We start from the raw sequence: 15,442 nt of genomic DNA, 5'->3' as shown, positions 1-15,442 counted from the left end.
CGATGCGTGGGACAATGGCGGACGATGTTCGGCCTGATCCTGTATCAGCCCGAGATACCGCCGAATACGGGCAATATCATACGCCTTTGCGCCAATACGGGCACGGCGCTGCACCTCGTGCGCCCGCTCGGTTTCGAGCTGGACGCGCCACGGCTGCGGCGCGCGGGGCTGGACTATCGGGAGTTCGCCAGCGTGAGCGTGCACGACGATCTTGCCGCCTGCCGGGAGGCGCTCGGCCGGCCACGATTGTTCGCCTTCTCCACCCGGGGTACGCGCCGCTACGACGCCGTGCGCTACGAGCCGGGCGACGCGCTGATGTTCGGGCCGGAGACGCGGGGATTGCCGGACGCGGTGCTTTCTTCCCTCGACGAGTCCTGCCGCCTGCGCCTGCCGATGGCGAAAGTGTCGGGCAATCGCAGTCTGAACCTGTCGAATGCCGCCGCCGTCGCGCTGTTCGAGGCCTGGCGGCAGCAGGACTTCGCCGGCGGCGACTGAGCGGCGCCCCGGCGCCCGATCGCTAGATCACGTTCTCCGGCTTCAGCGCGCGGCGCATCAGGTCGGTGACCGCCTCCTGGGGCGATTTCTGCTCGTAGATGATGCGGTAGATCTGCTCGGCGATCGGCATCTCCACGCCGAGTGCCTGCGCCTTCTCCCACACGGCGCGCGCGGCGAGCACGCCTTCCACGACTTGTTTGATCTCGGCTTCTGCCTCCGCCACCGTCTTGCCGGCGGCGAGCGCGAGGCCCATGCGGCGGTTGCGCGACTGGTCATCGGTGCAGGTCAGCACCAGGTCGCCCATGCCGGCAAGCCCCATGAAAGTGTCCCGCTCGGCGCCCACCGCAACGCCCAGCCGGGTCATCTCGATGAGCCCGCGGGTGATGAGCGCGATGCGGGTGTTGGCGCCGAAGCCGAGCCCGTCAGACAGGCCGGCGCCGATGGCGAGCACGTTCTTGACCGCTCCGCCCACCTCGACGCCGACCATGTCCGCGGAGGTATAGGCACGGAAATTGTCGGTGGAGATGTTCTCGGCGATCTCGCGGGCGAAATCCGCGTCCGGGGAAGCGACGGTCAGCGCGGTCGGCAGGCCGGCGCCCACTTCCTTCGCGAACGTGGGGCCCGAGAGCACCGCCACCGGCACGTCTTCACCGAGTACTTCCCGTGCCACCTCATGGGGCAGCTTGCCGGTCTCGAGCTCGAAGCCCTTGGTGGCCCAGGACACCCGCAGCGGCAGGCGGGCGGCGTCGCGGACCTTCACCAGCGTTTCCCTGAGGCCGTGGCTCGGCACCACGATCAGCACGTCCGTGACGCCGTCGAGCGCGGCCGCGAGGTCGGGTTCCGGATGCAGCGCCTCCGGGAAACGGGCGCCGGGCAGATAGCCCGGGTTCTCGCGGCGCTCGCGCATCTGCGCCACCTCGTCGGTCTCGCGCCCCCACATGCGGGTCTCGCGGCCGGTGCGCGCATACTGGATGGCCAGCGCCGTGCCCCACGAGCCGGCGCCGATGACGGCGACGGGTCCCCCCGATGCCGGCGATGACGATGACGCTGCTCCCCCCCGGGTCATGGTGCGCCGCCCTCAGTTCTGCTGTTCGGCCGGCGGAGTCGCGCCTTCCTGGCGTGACTGCGCATACAGGCCGTCGAAGTCGATCGGCTGCAGCAGGAACTCGGGGAATCCGCCCCGCTGGACCACACTCGCCACCGCCTCTCGCACGTACGGGTACAGCACGCCCGGGCAGAAGCTGCCCAGGAGCATGCCGCGGTGCTCCTCGCCGATGCCGGACAGGCCGAACAGGCCCGCCTGCTGGATCTCCATCAGGAAGACCGTCTTCTCCTCCGCCTTCGCCTCGACGGTCACCGTGAGCACGACCTCGTAGGTGCCGTTGTCGAGCTCCCGGTGGCCGGAGCGCAGATTCAGCTGGGTCTTCGGCTTCAGGTCCTCGGCGAAGACCTGCGGCGCATTCGGCGACTCGAAGGACAGGTCCTTCACGTAGATCTTCTGCAGGGTGACCTGTCCGCCCGCCTGCTCGTTGCTGCCCTGTTCACTCATACCGGTGTCCCGTCCTTTCCGTCATTCGTTGTGCTCCGTGATACCCAGGAGCCGGTCCAGGCGGCCGCTGCGATCCAGTGCCGCCATGTCGTCGTAACCGCCCACGTGCTCGTCGCCGATGAAGATCTGCGGCACGCTCGAGCGCCCGCTGAGAGATTCCATCTCCGCGCGCCGCGAGGGGTCGCTGGTCAGATCGATCTCCTCGAACTGCACGCCCTTGCTGCGCAGCAGGTCCCGTGCCGCCACGCAGTAGGGGCACCAGCCGGTGGCGTACACGCGCACGGGCGTCTCGGCCGGTGTGTCGGATGTGCCGGATGTGCCATTTGCGCTCATCAACCACCCTTCTTCTTCTTGCGGCCCGTCACCAGCGGCAGGTTCTCCTGCTGCCATGCGGCGAGACCGCCCCGCAGGCTGAACACGTTCTCCAGGCCGGCACCGCGCAGTTTCCCCGCAGCCCTTCCGGCCGTGAGGCCGTTGTCGTCCACCAGCAGCACCGAGTGCTCCGCGGCGTCGCCCAGCCGGTCGCGCTCCAGCTGGTCCGCGGGGATGTTGCGCGCGTTCACGATGTGGCCCTTGGCGTAGCTCTCGGGGTTGCGAACGTCCACCACGACCGCGTCGTTGTTGATCAGCCGCACCGCATCCAGGGGGCCGAGGTCGGTCAGGCCCTGGCGCTTGCGCCGGATCTCCGTGAACACCAGCAGGAAGAAGCTGGCCATGAGCCCCATCATCAGGATCGGGTGATTGCCGGAGAATTCGATCAGTGTGTCCATGGCTGCGGGTCGTGATGCCGGGTTAGCGAGGGCCGGTTGCCGGGGAGCGCCGCAGTATACCAGTGATGAGGACCGGTTCCGTCCCCGTCGTCCACGCTCTATCCTTGGCGGATGCGCCGCGCCGCCCTCCTCCTTTTACTCTGCGTGCTGCCGATTGCGGGCGGCGCCGACGACGAGGAGCGCGCCCGGATCAAGGAGCAGGAACTGGCCGAGGTGCGCGAGCGCATCGCGGAGCTTACCCGTAGCATCGAGCGCCAGAACCGCCGACGCGACGAACTCAGCGCGGAGCTGGGCGAGGTGGAGGCGGCTATCGGCCGGGTCCGGGTGAAGCTCGAGCGTATCGAGGCCGGGGTGCGCGAGAGCCGCGCCCGTCTCGACGACATCGCGCGCCAGCAGGCCGAGCGCCTGGGCGAACTCGAGGCCGAGAAGGAACGGCTGGGCGGCCAGATACGCGCGGCGTATACCAGCGGCCGGCAGGAACGGATCAAGCTGCTCCTGAACCAGGAGAACCCGGCGGAACTCGGCCGTCTGCTGGCCTACTACAGTTACCTGAACCGGGTGCGGGGCGAGAACATCCGCGAGGTTCGCGGTCAGGTCGACGCGCTGGCCGCGCTGCGCCGCCAGGAAGCGGAGGAGCAGGCGAGGCTCGCCGAGCTGGCGGAGGAGGAGCGGGAGGAACTCGCCCGGCTCGCCGCGTCACGCAGCGAACGGCAGCGGCTGGTGGCCGCCATCGAGGCGGAGATCGCCGCCCGCGGCGATGAGGTGGAGCGGCTGCGCCGCCAGGAGGAGGACCTGACCCGCCTGATCGCCGAACTCTCCTCCATCCTGGCCGACTATCCCATCACCTCCGAGGAACCTTTCGGCCGGCTGAAGGGCCGGCTGACCTGGCCGGTGGCCGGACGCCTGATCCAGGATTACGGCCAGCCCAGGGGCAATGGCCGCCTGCGCTGGAATGGCGTGCTGATCGCGGCACCCGCGGGCAAGGAAGTGCGTTCGGTCTATCATGGCCGTGTCGCGTACGCCGACTGGCTGCCCGGCCTCGGTCTGCTGGTGATCGTGGACCATGGCGACGGCTACCTCTCGCTGTACGGGCATAACGAGTCCCTGCTGAAGTCCGCCGGCGACTGGGTGGCGCCCGGCGACGTCCTGGCCACGGTCGGCCAGAGCGGCGGTCAGGCGGTGCCGGCCCTGTACTTCGAAATCCGCCAGGGCCGAAAACCCGTGGATCCCGGCGACTGGGTGAGCCGCCGTCCGGGGGGCGGCTGAACGCCGACCCCGTCACTCCCCAGCCCGCCGCGGCTGTGCTATCTTCGAACACTGATTCCGGCAACGGAGTCTGGAGCTTTCTATGTCCCTGAAAATACGCGGTATTCTGGTACTCGTCGTCGGCGCCATGCTGGGTCTCAGCCTGTCGCTGGGCGGCGGCGTGCTGGCGGACCGACAGGTCGAGGGGGACGAGGACCTGCCCTGGGAGCAGGCCCGGCTGCTGGCCGAGGTCATGGAGCGGGTCAAGCGCGACTACGTGGACGACGTCGACGACCGCCGGCTGATGGAGGCCGCCATCCGGGGCATGGTGGCCGACCTCGACCCTCACTCCCGCTTCCTCGACGAGGAGCAGTACGAGGAGATCCGCATCAGCACGACCGGTAATTACTCCGGCGTGGGCATCGAAGTCAGCATGGACGGCGGCGAGGTGCAGGTGGTGGCCCCCTTCGACGGTACACCGGCCCAGCAGGCGGGCATCCTGCCGGGCGATGTCATCATCGCCATCGACGACCTGCCGGTCGACCACGAGAACCTGGACGAGACCGTCAGCCGCATGCGCGGCAAGGTGGGCACCCGGGTCAAGCTGACCGTCATGCGCGGCGAGGAGTCGCTGGACTTCTCCCTGCTGCGCGCCAACGTGCACGTGGAGAGCGTGCGGGCCCACCTGCTGGACGACGGCCTCGGTTACGTCCGGGTCACCCAGTTCAGCGAAGCCACCAGCCGGGATCTGAAACGTGCCCTGCGCGGCCTGGAACAGGAGAACGGCCGCGACCTGACCGGTCTGGTGCTCGATCTGCGCAACAACCCCGGCGGCGTGCTCGATGCGGCGGTGGACGTCTCCGACCTGTTCCTCGACGAAGGCCTGATCGTCTCGGCGGAGGGCCGCAGCGAGGAGGCGCGTTTCTCCCACAGCGCCCGGCGCGGCGACGTGCTGGACGGGGCGGAACTGGTCGTGCTGGTGAACGGCGGCTCGGCCTCGGCATCCGAGATCGTGGCCGGCGCGCTGCAGGACAATGATCGGGCCGTCGTCATCGGCACTCACACCTTCGGCAAGGGTTCGGTGCAGACGGTGATGCCGCTGTCGAATGGTCACGCGATCAAGCTGACCACTTCCCGCTATTTCACGCCCTCCGGCGCCAGCATCCACGAGACCGGTATCCAGCCCGACATCGTGATCGAGCAGCCGCCGGAGGCGCCGGTGGTCTCCGCCATACTGGCGCCGCCCGATGCGGCGGCGGACCGGCAGCTCGCGGGGGCGATCGACCGCATCACCCGGCCTCGTATCGTACAAAGCAAGGCACCGTGACGCGTCTCGCGGGACTGCTGATCCCGGCGTTACTCGGGTATGCGGCTCTGGGCCACGCCTCGGCCGGGCAGGCCCCGCCGCGCATCGCCATCATTATCGACGACCTCGGCTATGGCCGGGCGGCCGGCGAGCGCGCGACACGCCTGCCCGGTCCCGTCGCCTGCGCCGTGCTGCCGGGCACGCCCCACGGCGCCCGGCTGGCCCGGCTGGCGCACGCGGCGGGCAAGGAGGTCATGCTGCACCTGCCGATGCAGTCGCTGGACGACATCGAACCGGCGCCCGGCCTGTTCCAGGTCGATACGACGCGGGCGCAGCTTGCCTCGCGGGTGGCCGCCGATCTCGCCGCCATCCCCCACGTCACCGGCGTCAACAACCACCGGGGCAGCCTGCTGACCCGGCATCCGGGCCACATGGCCTGGCTGATGGAGGAGATCGCCGCCCGCGAGGGACTGTTCTTCATCGACAGCTACACCACCGCCGCCAGCGTCGCCCTGGGCATCGCCCGGGAGTCCGGCATTCCGGCCGCCCGCCGGGACGTGTTCCTGGACCCGGATCCGGACCCGGCGACGGTACGGCGGGAGTTCGACCGGCTGCTCGCGCTCGCGCGCCGGCACGGCACGGCGCTCGCCATCGGTCATCCCTACCCGGCCACCCTGGCGCTGCTGGAGAAGGAACTGCCGCGGCTCGCCGAGCTCGGCATCCAGCTGGTGAGCCCCGGCGAACTGGTCCGCATACGCACATCGGAGGCGAATCGATCATGGCCACCGTCCTCGTACCGCTTGCAGACGGCTTCGAAGAAATAGAAGCGGTCACCGTCGTCGACATCCTGCGCCGGGGCGGCGCCGAGGTGACCGTCGCCGGCCTGGCGCAGGGGCCCGTGCACGGCTCCCACGGCATCCAGCTGGTGCCGGACGAGACGCTGGACGACGTGCTGGACCGGGAGTACGACATGATCGTGCTGCCGGGCGGGCTGCCCGGTGCGGACAACCTGCAGGCCGACGAGCGCATCGCCGGGCTCCTGCGGCGCATGGCCGACAGCGGCCGTTTCACCGCCGCCGTCTGTGCGGCGCCGAAGGTGCTGGCGGCGGCCGGCCTGCTGCAGGGGCGCCGCGCAACCAGCTTCCCCGGCTTCCTCGATCCCTACCGGGACGAAGGCGTACAGCTGGCCGCGGACGCCGTGGTGCGGGACGGGCGCATCATCACCTCGCGCAGCGCGGGCACGGCCATGGATTTCGCGCTGGAGCTGGTGGCCGCATTGCTCGGCGAGGAGCGCGCCATGGAAGTGGAACAGCGCCTGCGCCGGTCGCATCCCCTGCGCACGCCGGTGTGAACGCGGACGGGGTGCATTGCCGGTGAGCCGGTCTTCCCGGGAACTGCCGGACCTCGACTGGGCGGAGCTCAGGGGCTTCGCGCGCAGCGTGGTCGAGGTGGAGTGGCTGCTGGTGGCGCTGGCGCTGGTCTACGTCTATTTCGCGGACTTCCCGGATGGTGGCCCGGGCAGCCCGGGGCTCTACGTGGCCTTCGTCACCGGTTTCGCCGCCAGCATCCTGGTGCTGCGCTACACGCCGGCCCTGCGCGGAACGCCGCGTCTGCTGATCGGCGTCGAGCTGGCGCTGATGACCCTGTTCGTGACGCTGGTGAGCTGGCAGACCGGCGGCGTGCACAGCCCGCTGATCAATCTGTACCTGCTGCCCCTGGTGACCAGCGCGCTGGTCTTCGGCCGCCTCACCACGCTGTGGCTGTTCGTCTTTCTGGTGGCCTGCCTGTTCACGCTGATGACGGTCAGCCGGGGGGCGCCCGACCGCGAGGACTTCGCGGCACTGTTCACCCTGCTCGCGCCGATGGCGCTGGTGGCGGTGCTGACCATGCTGCTGGCCGGCAATATCCGCGCCGGGCGGGCCCGCATCCGTGACCTGAGCGAGCGCGATGCCCTCACCGGACAGCTGAACATGCACGCCTTCACCCGCCGCCTGCAGGATGAACACGAGCGCGCGAGCCGCGAGGGCGGCCGCTATGCCGTCGTCGTCGTCGACGTGGACAACCTGAAGAAGATCAACGAGGAATTCGGCCACGAGACCGGCAACCGCGCCATCCGCCTGGTGGTCAAGGCCATCCAGCGCTGTACCCGGCGGGCGGACACGCTGGCCCGCCTGGGCGGCGATGAGCTGATCCTGCTCTTGCCGGGGATCGACCGGACGACCGCCGAGCGCATCATGCTCAGAATACGCAACAGTGTGCACGCCACCACGTTCAGCGTGGGCCGGTCGATGATCCGCATCAGCGTCAGCCTGGGCGCGGCGGTCTATCCCGAGGACAGCGAGGATCACCGGGAGCTGCCAACGCTCGCCGACCGGGCGATGTACCGGGAGCGCGCCGAGCGCGAGCGCCTGGAGGCCGCCAAGCGGCCGAGCGGCTATGCCGGCTGAGCGCGCGCTCCCCGCGTCGCGGCGGGTTAAGCTTGGCCCATGAGACGCGCCGTCTATCTCATCACCATGGTGCTCGCCGGGCTCCTGCTCGGCCTGGGCAGTGCCTGGTACGCCATCTCGGGCGGCGCCGTCACGGGTGTCACCTACGGCCCCTGGGAGAACAATCCCCTGGTGGGCAGCGCGACGGCAGGGCCCTGGGACCGGGCGCGGGTGGCCCATCACGCGCTGCTCGGTCTGACCCGGGAGGAGGCCGTCTATTACGTCGCGACCCGTGACAGCGACGGCCGCCCCCTTTCCGCCGATGCCACTTACCGGATCAGCGGTGCGGCCATCCCCGCCCGCTGGTGGAGCATCACTGCCTACGGACCCGACTACTACCTGATCCCCAACGAGCAGGGGGTTTATTCGTTCAACAGCGAGACGGTGTCCCGCCGGGAGGACGGCGGCTTTGCGTTCCTGGTCTCGCGGACGCCCCGTGAGGGGGACTGGCTGCCGCTCGGCGAGGCGAAGCGCTTCGACCTGCTGCTGCGGCTGTACAACCCACGGGGCCGGGCGAGCGCGTCCGACCTGCCGGTGATCGAACGGGTGGACGGGGATGACTGAGCGGCGCGCGGGTGGATGGCAAGGCGGATGGCACGGCGGATGGCCAGGCTGGCTGCTCGGCGTGGCGCTGATTGCCGCGCTCACCCATCTGGCGGCCGTCCACGCGTATCCGCGTCTGCTGATGCACGGTGCATGGGAGGCCATCTCCCGGTCCGCGGACGATACCGGACTGGTGCACGCGCCCCGGCCCGATGCCACCTCCCGCACCGTGGTGCGTCCCAGCCCGGACCTCGTCTACTCCGTCTGCCTGTACGACCTGGCGGCGGGCCCGTGGTCGATCCGGCTGGAGGTGCCGGACAGCTATGTGTCAGTCTCCCTCTACGCCATGAACACCGATAACTTTTTCACCGTGAACGACCGCCAGGCCACCGCCGGCACCATGGAACTCCTGATCGTTTCCGGCCCCGTGGACGAGTACGAGTCTGCCTCGGGGGGCCGGCCGCTCGTGGTCCGGGCCCCCGGCGAGCGGGGCATGGCGCTGGTGCGCTATTTCGCGGGCAGCGGCGCGAATGCGGCTGCCATAGAGGCGGCGCGCCGCACCCTCGCCTGCGGCCCTGCGGCATCCCGGGCCGAGATGGCGCCGTCGGACCGGGCCCGGCGCCTGGGTGAGTGGCCCGGCGAGGGAGACGACGATGCGTGATTACCGCTACTGCCCGCGCTGCGCGACGCCGCTTACGGAGGAGGAACGCGGCGGCAGCCTGCGCGGCGTGTGCCCCGCGGAGGGCTGCGGTTTCGTGCACTGGAACAACCCGGCGCCGGTGGTGGCGGCCATCGTGCAGCGCGACGATCACATCATCCTCGTGCGCAGCCACGGCTGGCCGGAGAAGTGGTTCGGGCTGGTCACCGGCTTCCTCGAGCACGGCGAGATGCCCGAGGAAGCGGTGCTGCGCGAGGTCCGCGAGGAGACCGGGCTGGCGGCCGAACTCGGCGGTTACGTGGGCATGTACCCTTTCTATCGCATGAACCAGCTCATCATCGCCTACCACGTGCTCGCCGGTCCCGGCGAGATCCGCCTGGACGAGAGCGAGCTGGCCGACTGGCGGGAGGTGCCCGTGGAGAAGGTCCGGCCCTGGCCGCGAGGCACCGGCACAGCTCTGAGGGACTGGCTCGCCAGCCGGGGCTACGAGCGGGATTACGTCCCGCTGCCGGGACGGGAGTCCGACATGGAGCGCGGATCGTGAGCTTCTACGAGCACTATGTCCTGCCCCATGCGCTGAATCTGGCCTGCGGCTTCAAGGCGATCCGGCGTCAGCGGCGCAAAGTGGTGCCGGCGGCAGAGGGTCGGGTGCTGGAGATCGGCTTCGGCAGCGGCCTCAACGTGCCCTACTACGACTTCGACAAGGTCACGAAGCTCTGGGCGCTGGAGCCTTCCGAGGGCATGCGCCGCCTGGCCCGCAAGCGCCTGAATCCGGTGCGAACCGAGTTCGAGTTCATCGACCTGCCGGGCGAGGAGATCCCCCTGGAGGACGCCAGCGTCGATACCGTGCTCTGTACCTTCACGCTCTGCACCATCCCCGATACGACGGCCGCGCTGGCCGGGATGCGCCGCGTGCTGAAGCCCGGCGGGCGGCTGCTGTTCTGCGAACACGGGCGGGCGCCGGACGAGAAAGTCCGCCGCTGGCAGGACCGCCTCAACCGGCCCTGGAGCCGCATTGCCGGCGGCTGTCAGCTGAACCGGGATATACCCGCCCTGATCCGGGAGGCCGGCTTCCGCATCGAGGAGGAGGACAGCATGTACGTGCCCGGCGGGCCGAAGATGCTGTCCTGGCAGTGGTGGGGCAGCGCCCGCCCCGGCCATTGAACAGGGCCGCGGTCCGGTTGTCCAAACTCCGTCACAGGGCCGGCCGGCCGCCGGCGCTATAATCCGGAACCCCATGACGATGAATCGACCGCGCAAGCCGATCCTTGCAGCACTGCTCCTGTGGGCCGCCCTACCGCTGGGCTCGATGGCGCAGGAAGCGGACCCGGCAGAAGAGACGCCCGCGGAGTCGTCGTCCGACGCCGGTGCCGCGGCCACGCCGGGGCGCGGCGCGGACGTCGTCTGTCCCCGGGACTACGATCCGGTCTGCGCCCCGGACGGCAAGACGTACACCAACGCCTGCATGGCGCAGGCGGCAGGACATGCCTCCGCCGTGGCCGGCGTGTGCGACGAACAGAAGACGTGCCCCGATCGCTTCCGCCCCGTATGCGGCGCCGACGGCAATACCTACAGCAACGACTGCTATGCGAAGCGAGCGGGCGTCGGGGTGGTGAGCTACGGCATCTGCGAAGAGCCGGAATGCCCGGACGTCTACGAGCCGGTGTGCGGCATGAACGGGCGGACCTTCCGCAACCGCTGCCAGGCCGATCTGGCGCGGGTCGCCGTCCAGCGCGAGGGCATCTGCGACGTGACCAACTGCCCGGACGTGTACGCGCCGGTGTGCGGCGAAGACGGACGCACCTACGCCAACGCCTGTGCGGCGGAGGCCGAATCCGTGCGCATCGTCGAGCTGAATGCCTGCGACACGCGGCCCTGCCCCGGCATGTTCGTGCCGGTGTGCGGCGCGGACGGGGTGACCTACGGCAATGCCTGCGAGGCCGAGCGTGCCGGCGCCCGCATCGAGATGCCCGGCACGTGCAGCGGTCTCAATTGTCCTCCCTCCTATCAGCCGGTCTGCGGCATGGACGGGCGCACCTACGACAACGAGTGCCTGCTGGACTCCGCCGGCATCGAACTGGCTTACGCCGGGGAGTGTCTCTGACCGCCATGGGGGAGCTCACGCTCAGACGCCGGCTGTCGGACTGGCTGGTGCGCCGCCGACGGCGCTCGGACCTGGCCTTCGAGGCCGTCGAGAATCCGGATGCCTCCGCCGTCGAGGCGGTGCGCCGCGGTCTTGCCGCATGGAACGACTCGCAGATCGGCCCCACCGCGCACGTGCCGGTGGGCGTGTTCGTCCGCGACCCGACCGGGCGTGTGCGCGGCGGGGCCACCGGCTACATCGGCTGGGGCTGGCTCTACGTCGAGCGTCTGTGGGTGGACGAGGAGTTCCGCAGCCGCCACGTCGGCACGGAACTGATGATGCGGCTGGAGCGCCTCGCACTCGACCGCGACGTCAACCGCTTCCAGGTGGGGACCACCAGCTTCCAGGCGCTCGGCTTCTATCAGAAGATGGGCTACGAAGTCTTCGCCGAGCTGCCCGACCACCCACCCGGCCACACGGACTATTTCCTGAAGAAATACGTCGCGCTCTCCGGAGCGGCCGAGGACGAGGACGAGGACGAGAAAACGGACGCCTGACCCGGGGCGCGCGGATATTCGCCTAGCCGGCGAGCGGTACCAGTCGGCCGTCGGACGTGCGGCGGTGAGGCACCCAGAGCAAGCCGACGAAACGCACCCTGACGTTGCTCGCCGCGGCCCGTACGGGAATCTCCTCGAGTTCCGCCTGCTGTGCGTCGAAAGCGGTGTCGAGCTGCGCCACCTCCTGCTCCATCTGCGCGTTCAGCTCGGCGAGTTCGGTCTCGACCCTCGTGACGGTCTGTTCCGCCCGGGCCACGTCGCCGGACTCCTTGCCCATGCTGCCGGCCGTCTTCACGGCGGTCCCTATCTTTCCCGCCGTGGTGGTCGACAGGCGCTTGCGGCCGAGCACCGCGCCGAGGATGGCCGTGCCCACCGAGATCACGGTATCGATGCGCTTCTTCGCCACTTGCTGGCTCTCGCGCTCCAGCGTCTGCCTGGCTCGCAGCAGGCGGTTCTCCAGCGTGTTCACCTTCGAGGCGTAGCGTTTGCGAAGTTGCGCCACCGCCTGGTCGCGCTTCTCGCTGGCGGCCTGCTGCAATCGGATGCGGAAGTCGGCTTCGCTCTCGGCCGGCTCCGAGGTCAGCTTGAGCTGCCGGTTGCGATACAGAACGACCGGCCGCTCGTTGCGTATCCAGCGCTTCAGGTCGCGCTCCCAGTCGCCATAGCTGTCCGTCGCCGCCAGCGCGTCACCCAGCGGGGCGTAGGCGGTGGCGGGCAGCCCCCGCGTCTCCAGCTCGTCTGCATCGAAAGGCAGCTCCTGCGCCTCGTTCCAGTCCAGCGCCACGGCGCCGTCCCCGGCCTCCGCCGCAAGGAGGTAGCGGCGCTCTTCGTCCACCCCGTACCGGCTGCTGGTGTAGGCCGCCTCCGCTGCGCCGATCACCCGGGGACGGTAGACGATGTCGCCGGGGTTCTCCGCCCCGGCCGGCAGCCAGTACTGCTGCACGGCGGGCGGCAGTACTGGCGGCGCCGAGGCCACGTCGCCCACCGTCAAGGCGGCGACCGTATCGGCGGTCGCGCCGTCCTGCGCCGGCGCCGGCCGCCGGCCCTCCATCAGGCGGCGGATCTGGTCCCGGGTGAGCGGACCGGGCAGATAGGACATGACCCAGCGGGTGTTGAAGACCACCGGCGAATCCTCGTGCACGTTGTGCAGCAGGAAACGTCGCTTGCCCAGCCCGGCGATGGTCTGCTCCATGCGGCCGCGGTCGAACTCCTCGCCGGCGGCCGCCCCCTCGAGACCCTCCATCACCCGGGCCTTGTCGCGCTCGGTCTGCAGTCGGCCGATGAACCAGGTGCCCGTATTGGAAAGCCCCTTGTAGTCGAGGTCCACCGGGTTCTGGGTGGAGAGCACCAGCCCCAGGCCGTAGGCGCGGGCCTGCTTCAGCAGCGTCAGCAGCAGCGGCTTGGAAGGGGGATTCGCCACCGGCGGCATGTAGCCGAAGATCTCGTCCATGTAGAGGATGGCGCGCAGGCTGGCGGTGCCCGGCTGGGCGCGCATCCAGGCGATGAGTTCGTTCAGCAGCATGCTCACGAAGAACATGCGCTCCGGCTCCGACAGGTGCGCGATCGACATGACCGACACGCGGGGCTTGCCGCTCTCCGTGTAGAGCAGGCGGCCGGCGCTGAGCGCCTCGCCCTCCATCCAGGCTTCGAAGCCCGGCGCGGCCAGCAGGCTGTTCAGCTGCATGGCCAGTTCGAAGCGCGCCTTCGGCGGGTAGAAGGAGTCGAGCGACATGACGCCGATGCGCTTGATCGGCGGATTCTGGATCAGACCGATCAGTGTGGCCACGTCCAGGTCCCGGCCCTCGTTCCAGTAGTGGTCCAGCAGGTTGGAGACGAGAATGTGTTCCCGGCTGGTCACCGGGTCGGCGTCGATGCCGAGCAGCGACAACACGCTGGTGGCGGTCGCCTGCACCCGCTCCCGGTAGAGATCCCGGTCCTCGCGGAATGCCGCGTCGGGCGCGGCAAAGGAGCGCAGCACCGAGACCGGCAGGCCCGCGGTGGAGCCCGGCGTGTAGACGGCCATGTCGGTGCGCTCGCGCAGCGCCCTGATGCGTTCGCCGTCCTGACCCCAGTCCGCCAGGCCCTTCTTCCACAGCGCCGCCTGGTCGGCGGCGAACTGACGCACCGTGCGGCCCTGGTTCACCGCTTCCGAAGGATTCACCCAGGGCTCGAAATCGTCGGCGGCGAGATCGGGGAAGGTCAGCAGCAGGTTGCCGAGATCGCCCTTCGGGTCGATGGCGATCACCGGCACGTGGTCCATGGCGGCTTCCTCGATGATGCCGATGCCGAGGCCGGTCTTGCCGCTGCCGGTCATGCCGATGATCACGGCATGGGTGGTGAGATCCTTCGAATCGTAGAGAACCAGCTCGTCGCCGACCTTGCCGGTGGCCTCGTCGACCGCCTTGCCTACGTAGAACGCACCGAGTTTCTCGAAATCCTGCATCGCATCAGCCCTCGCCTCCGGTATCCGGATCGGTTTCCTCCCGGCGGCTACTGCGTTTCACCAAGACCTTCGACATGAAGATCCCCGCCTCGTACAGAAGGTACACCGGGATCGCCAGCAGTGTCTGGCTGATCATGTCGGGCGGCGTGAGGATCATGCCGAGAACGAATGCGGCGAGGAACACGTAGGCTCGTGCCTTGCCGAGTTTCTCGGGTGTCGTGAACCCGGCCCAGACCAGCAGCACCGTCGCGATCGGGACCTCGAATGCTAGGCCGAAGGCGAAGAAGATGGTGATGATGAAGCTGAGATATTCCTCGATGTCCGTCATGACGGCCACGTCCGTGGGTGCCACGGCCGTGAAGAAGCCGAACATCAGGGGGAAGACGACGAAATAGGCGAATGCGATACCCAGGTAGAAGAGCACGATACTCGAGGCGAGCAGCGGCACGGCGACGCGCTTCTCCCGCTTGTAAAGACCCGGCGCGATGAAGGCCCACGTCTGGTAAAGCACGACCGGCATGCCGAGAAACAGCGCAATGAAGAAAGACAACTTGAAGGGTGTGAGCAACGGTGATGCCGGCCGCGTGGCGATCATGCTGTTGCCCTCGGGCAGCACGTTCACCAGGGGCGTTGCCACGAGCGAGAATATCTCCGCCGCGAATGGGGCGAGGCAGACGAATATGACCAGGACGGCGATCGTGGCCTTCAGCAGTCGTGAACGGAGTTCGACGAGGTGGGAGAGCAGCGTGGCCTCTTCCAGGCGCTCCTCTTCCTGCGCTGCCGCCGTGCCCTCTTCGCCCGTGCTCATGACGCCGTCGTTGTCTTCTGGCTGCCTGCGTCGTCCTCCGAGCCGTGGTCAGCGGGCTCGCTAGCGGATTCGTCACCGCGCTCGCCGGCTGCCGTCGGCTCCCCGGCGGGCGCCTCGTCAGCCTGCGGCGGCCGCGGGGCAGCCGGATCCGGCACCGGCCGGTCTGTGTCTTTCTTTTCCGCATCGGCGTGGCCGGTCTCGCCGAAGCCGGACTCGTCGTCCTCGCCTTCCTCGTAGTTCAGGTCGGTCGGTTTCGGTTTGGGTTTCGCGACGGGCTTGTCCATGACGGAGGACAGAGGCTGGTTGACCGACTCCCGCACCTTGGAGAACTCGAGTTCCTCCTCGATCTGCCGCTTGAGCATGCGGGTCATGCGCCGTGCCTGCCCCACCCAGCCGCCGAGCTTGTTCGCCACCCGCGGCAGCTTCTCGGGCCCCAGTACCAGGAGCCCGATGATGAACAGAAGAATGAGCTCGGAAAAACCGACGTCGAACACGGCGT

Annotated in this window: 19 protein-coding genes; 12 read left to right on the top strand and 7 right to left on the bottom strand. The window is 69.1% G+C overall.

Annotated elements, in window-relative coordinates:
* Positions 1-24 precede the first annotated feature (24 nt).
* Entirely contained in the window at positions 25-495 is a 471-nt protein-coding gene (locus ACJMKZ_RS09115; protein ID WP_405233163.1) for a tRNA (cytidine(34)-2'-O)-methyltransferase, read from the top strand.
* Between the two features lie 22 nt (positions 496-517).
* Here the strand turns inward: ACJMKZ_RS09115 and ACJMKZ_RS09110 are convergent, their stop codons facing one another.
* The 4 genes from ACJMKZ_RS09110 to ACJMKZ_RS09095 are packed head-to-tail and all read right to left on the bottom strand — an operon-like array spanning position 518 to position 2,814.
* On the bottom strand, positions 518-1,561 hold the full coding sequence (locus ACJMKZ_RS09110; protein WP_405232874.1) for an NAD(P)H-dependent glycerol-3-phosphate dehydrogenase: 1,044 nt from the start codon (positions 1,559-1,561) through the stop codon (positions 518-520).
* Positions 1,562-1,573: 12 nt separating this feature from the next.
* The gene (gene secB / locus ACJMKZ_RS09105) at positions 1,574-2,044 is read right to left on the bottom strand and encodes a protein-export chaperone SecB (protein ID WP_405232873.1); all 471 of its coding nucleotides are present in this window, start codon (positions 2,042-2,044) and stop codon (positions 1,574-1,576) included.
* A 21-nt stretch (positions 2,045-2,065) separates the two neighbouring features.
* Positions 2,066-2,377 carry a glutaredoxin 3 gene (gene grxC, locus ACJMKZ_RS09100; protein ID WP_405232872.1) on the bottom strand — a complete coding sequence of 104 codons (312 nt, stop codon included), beginning with the start codon at positions 2,375-2,377 and terminating at the stop codon, positions 2,066-2,068.
* Positions 2,377-2,814: a rhodanese-like domain-containing protein gene (locus tag ACJMKZ_RS09095; RefSeq protein ID WP_405232871.1), complete on the bottom strand. Its 438-nt coding sequence runs from the start codon at positions 2,812-2,814 to the stop codon at positions 2,377-2,379. Before ACJMKZ_RS09095 ends, grxC begins: the two co-directional genes overlap by 1 nt.
* A 111-nt stretch (positions 2,815-2,925) precedes the next feature.
* Here ACJMKZ_RS09095 and ACJMKZ_RS09090 point away from each other — a divergent pair, with 111 nt between their 5' ends.
* The 11 genes from ACJMKZ_RS09090 to ACJMKZ_RS09040 all read left to right on the top strand — a co-directional run bounded on the left by ACJMKZ_RS09090 (position 2,926) and on the right by ACJMKZ_RS09040 (position 11,692).
* On the top strand, positions 2,926-4,080 hold the full coding sequence (locus tag ACJMKZ_RS09090) for a murein hydrolase activator EnvC family protein (RefSeq protein ID WP_405232870.1): 1,155 nt from the start codon (positions 2,926-2,928) through the stop codon (positions 4,078-4,080).
* An 82-nt stretch (positions 4,081-4,162) separates the two neighbouring features.
* Positions 4,163-5,386 (top strand): S41 family peptidase, encoded by a 1,224-nt coding sequence (locus ACJMKZ_RS09085; protein WP_405232869.1) that lies wholly within the window; start codon positions 4,163-4,165, stop codon positions 5,384-5,386.
* Complete coding sequence (locus ACJMKZ_RS09080) at positions 5,383-6,189, top strand: divergent polysaccharide deacetylase family protein (RefSeq protein ID WP_405232868.1); 807 nt, start codon at positions 5,383-5,385, stop codon at positions 6,187-6,189. Before ACJMKZ_RS09085 ends, ACJMKZ_RS09080 begins: the two co-directional genes overlap by 4 nt.
* On the top strand, positions 6,144-6,716 hold the full coding sequence (locus ACJMKZ_RS09075) for a DJ-1 family glyoxalase III (RefSeq protein WP_405232867.1): 573 nt from the start codon (positions 6,144-6,146) through the stop codon (positions 6,714-6,716). The genes ACJMKZ_RS09080 and ACJMKZ_RS09075 overlap by 46 nt, the downstream gene beginning before the upstream one ends.
* Before the next feature lie 22 nt (positions 6,717-6,738).
* Complete coding sequence (locus ACJMKZ_RS09070) at positions 6,739-7,812, top strand: GGDEF domain-containing protein (protein WP_405232866.1); 1,074 nt, start codon at positions 6,739-6,741, stop codon at positions 7,810-7,812.
* Positions 7,813-7,851: 39 nt separating this feature from the next.
* Entirely contained in the window at positions 7,852-8,415 is a 564-nt protein-coding gene (locus ACJMKZ_RS09065) for a DUF1214 domain-containing protein (protein WP_405232865.1), read from the top strand.
* Entirely contained in the window at positions 8,408-9,055 is a 648-nt protein-coding gene (locus ACJMKZ_RS09060; protein WP_405232864.1) for a DUF1254 domain-containing protein, read from the top strand. The genes ACJMKZ_RS09065 and ACJMKZ_RS09060 overlap by 8 nt, the downstream gene beginning before the upstream one ends.
* Entirely contained in the window at positions 9,048-9,596 is a 549-nt protein-coding gene (locus tag ACJMKZ_RS09055) for an NUDIX domain-containing protein (RefSeq protein WP_405232863.1), read from the top strand. The genes ACJMKZ_RS09060 and ACJMKZ_RS09055 overlap by 8 nt, the downstream gene beginning before the upstream one ends.
* Complete coding sequence (locus tag ACJMKZ_RS09050) at positions 9,593-10,216, top strand: class I SAM-dependent methyltransferase (protein ID WP_405232862.1); 624 nt, start codon at positions 9,593-9,595, stop codon at positions 10,214-10,216. Before ACJMKZ_RS09055 ends, ACJMKZ_RS09050 begins: the two co-directional genes overlap by 4 nt.
* Before the next feature lie 73 nt (positions 10,217-10,289).
* Entirely contained in the window at positions 10,290-11,156 is an 867-nt protein-coding gene (locus tag ACJMKZ_RS09045; protein ID WP_405232861.1) for a Kazal-type serine protease inhibitor family protein, read from the top strand.
* A 5-nt stretch (positions 11,157-11,161) separates the two neighbouring features.
* Positions 11,162-11,692 (top strand): GNAT family N-acetyltransferase, encoded by a 531-nt coding sequence (locus tag ACJMKZ_RS09040; protein WP_405232860.1) that lies wholly within the window; start codon positions 11,162-11,164, stop codon positions 11,690-11,692.
* Positions 11,693-11,714: 22 nt separating this feature from the next.
* Here ACJMKZ_RS09040 and ACJMKZ_RS09035 read toward each other — a convergent pair whose 3' ends face one another.
* From ACJMKZ_RS09035 to tatB, 3 genes are read right to left on the bottom strand one after another with little or no spacing between them, the layout of a single operon-like run.
* The gene (locus ACJMKZ_RS09035; protein WP_405232859.1) at positions 11,715-14,135 is read right to left on the bottom strand and encodes an ATP-binding protein; all 2,421 of its coding nucleotides are present in this window, start codon (positions 14,133-14,135) and stop codon (positions 11,715-11,717) included.
* A 4-nt stretch (positions 14,136-14,139) separates the two neighbouring features.
* Positions 14,140-14,943 carry a twin-arginine translocase subunit TatC gene (tatC, locus tag ACJMKZ_RS09030; protein WP_405232858.1) on the bottom strand — a complete coding sequence of 268 codons (804 nt, stop codon included), beginning with the start codon at positions 14,941-14,943 and terminating at the stop codon, positions 14,140-14,142.
* Positions 14,940-15,437 (bottom strand): Sec-independent protein translocase protein TatB, encoded by a 498-nt coding sequence (gene tatB / locus ACJMKZ_RS09025; protein WP_405232857.1) that lies wholly within the window; start codon positions 15,435-15,437, stop codon positions 14,940-14,942. The genes tatC and tatB overlap by 4 nt, the downstream gene beginning before the upstream one ends.
* Positions 15,438-15,442: the final 5 nt, after the last annotated feature.

It is taken from the genome of Lentisalinibacter salinarum (assembly GCF_040706555.1).
GTDB classification, from domain to species: domain Bacteria; phylum Pseudomonadota; class Gammaproteobacteria; order Steroidobacterales; family Woeseiaceae; genus Lentisalinibacter; species Lentisalinibacter salinarum.
The sequence above is the reverse complement of the archived record's forward strand: the minus strand, read 5'-3'. Positions and strand labels throughout refer to the sequence as shown.

What these genes read in the sequence shown, in the direction of transcription:
- ACJMKZ_RS09115 (WP_405233163.1), top strand. Translation starts at nt 25, where the DNA reads ATGTTCGGCCTGATCCTGTATCAGCCCGAGATACCGCCGAATACGGGC.
- ACJMKZ_RS09110 (WP_405232874.1), bottom strand. Translation starts at nt 1,561, where the DNA reads ATGACCCGGGGGGGAGCAGCGTCATCGTCATCGCCGGCATCGGGGGGA.
- secB (WP_405232873.1), bottom strand. Translation starts at nt 2,044, where the DNA reads ATGAGTGAACAGGGCAGCAACGAGCAGGCGGGCGGACAGGTCACCCTG.
- grxC (WP_405232872.1), bottom strand. Translation starts at nt 2,377, where the DNA reads ATGAGCGCAAATGGCACATCCGGCACATCCGACACACCGGCCGAGACG.
- ACJMKZ_RS09095 (WP_405232871.1), bottom strand. Translation starts at nt 2,814, where the DNA reads ATGGACACACTGATCGAATTCTCCGGCAATCACCCGATCCTGATGATG.
- ACJMKZ_RS09090 (WP_405232870.1), top strand. Translation starts at nt 2,926, where the DNA reads ATGCGCCGCGCCGCCCTCCTCCTTTTACTCTGCGTGCTGCCGATTGCG.
- ACJMKZ_RS09085 (WP_405232869.1), top strand. Translation starts at nt 4,163, where the DNA reads ATGTCCCTGAAAATACGCGGTATTCTGGTACTCGTCGTCGGCGCCATG.
- ACJMKZ_RS09075 (WP_405232867.1), top strand. Translation starts at nt 6,144, where the DNA reads ATGGCCACCGTCCTCGTACCGCTTGCAGACGGCTTCGAAGAAATAGAA.
- ACJMKZ_RS09065 (WP_405232865.1), top strand. Translation starts at nt 7,852, where the DNA reads ATGAGACGCGCCGTCTATCTCATCACCATGGTGCTCGCCGGGCTCCTG.
- ACJMKZ_RS09060 (WP_405232864.1), top strand. Translation starts at nt 8,408, where the DNA reads ATGACTGAGCGGCGCGCGGGTGGATGGCAAGGCGGATGGCACGGCGGA.
- ACJMKZ_RS09055 (WP_405232863.1), top strand. Translation starts at nt 9,048, where the DNA reads ATGCGTGATTACCGCTACTGCCCGCGCTGCGCGACGCCGCTTACGGAG.
- ACJMKZ_RS09045 (WP_405232861.1), top strand. Translation starts at nt 10,290, where the DNA reads ATGACGATGAATCGACCGCGCAAGCCGATCCTTGCAGCACTGCTCCTG.
- ACJMKZ_RS09040 (WP_405232860.1), top strand. Translation starts at nt 11,162, where the DNA reads ATGGGGGAGCTCACGCTCAGACGCCGGCTGTCGGACTGGCTGGTGCGC.
- ACJMKZ_RS09035 (WP_405232859.1), bottom strand. Translation starts at nt 14,135, where the DNA reads ATGCAGGATTTCGAGAAACTCGGTGCGTTCTACGTAGGCAAGGCGGTC.
- tatC (WP_405232858.1), bottom strand. Translation starts at nt 14,943, where the DNA reads ATGAGCACGGGCGAAGAGGGCACGGCGGCAGCGCAGGAAGAGGAGCGC.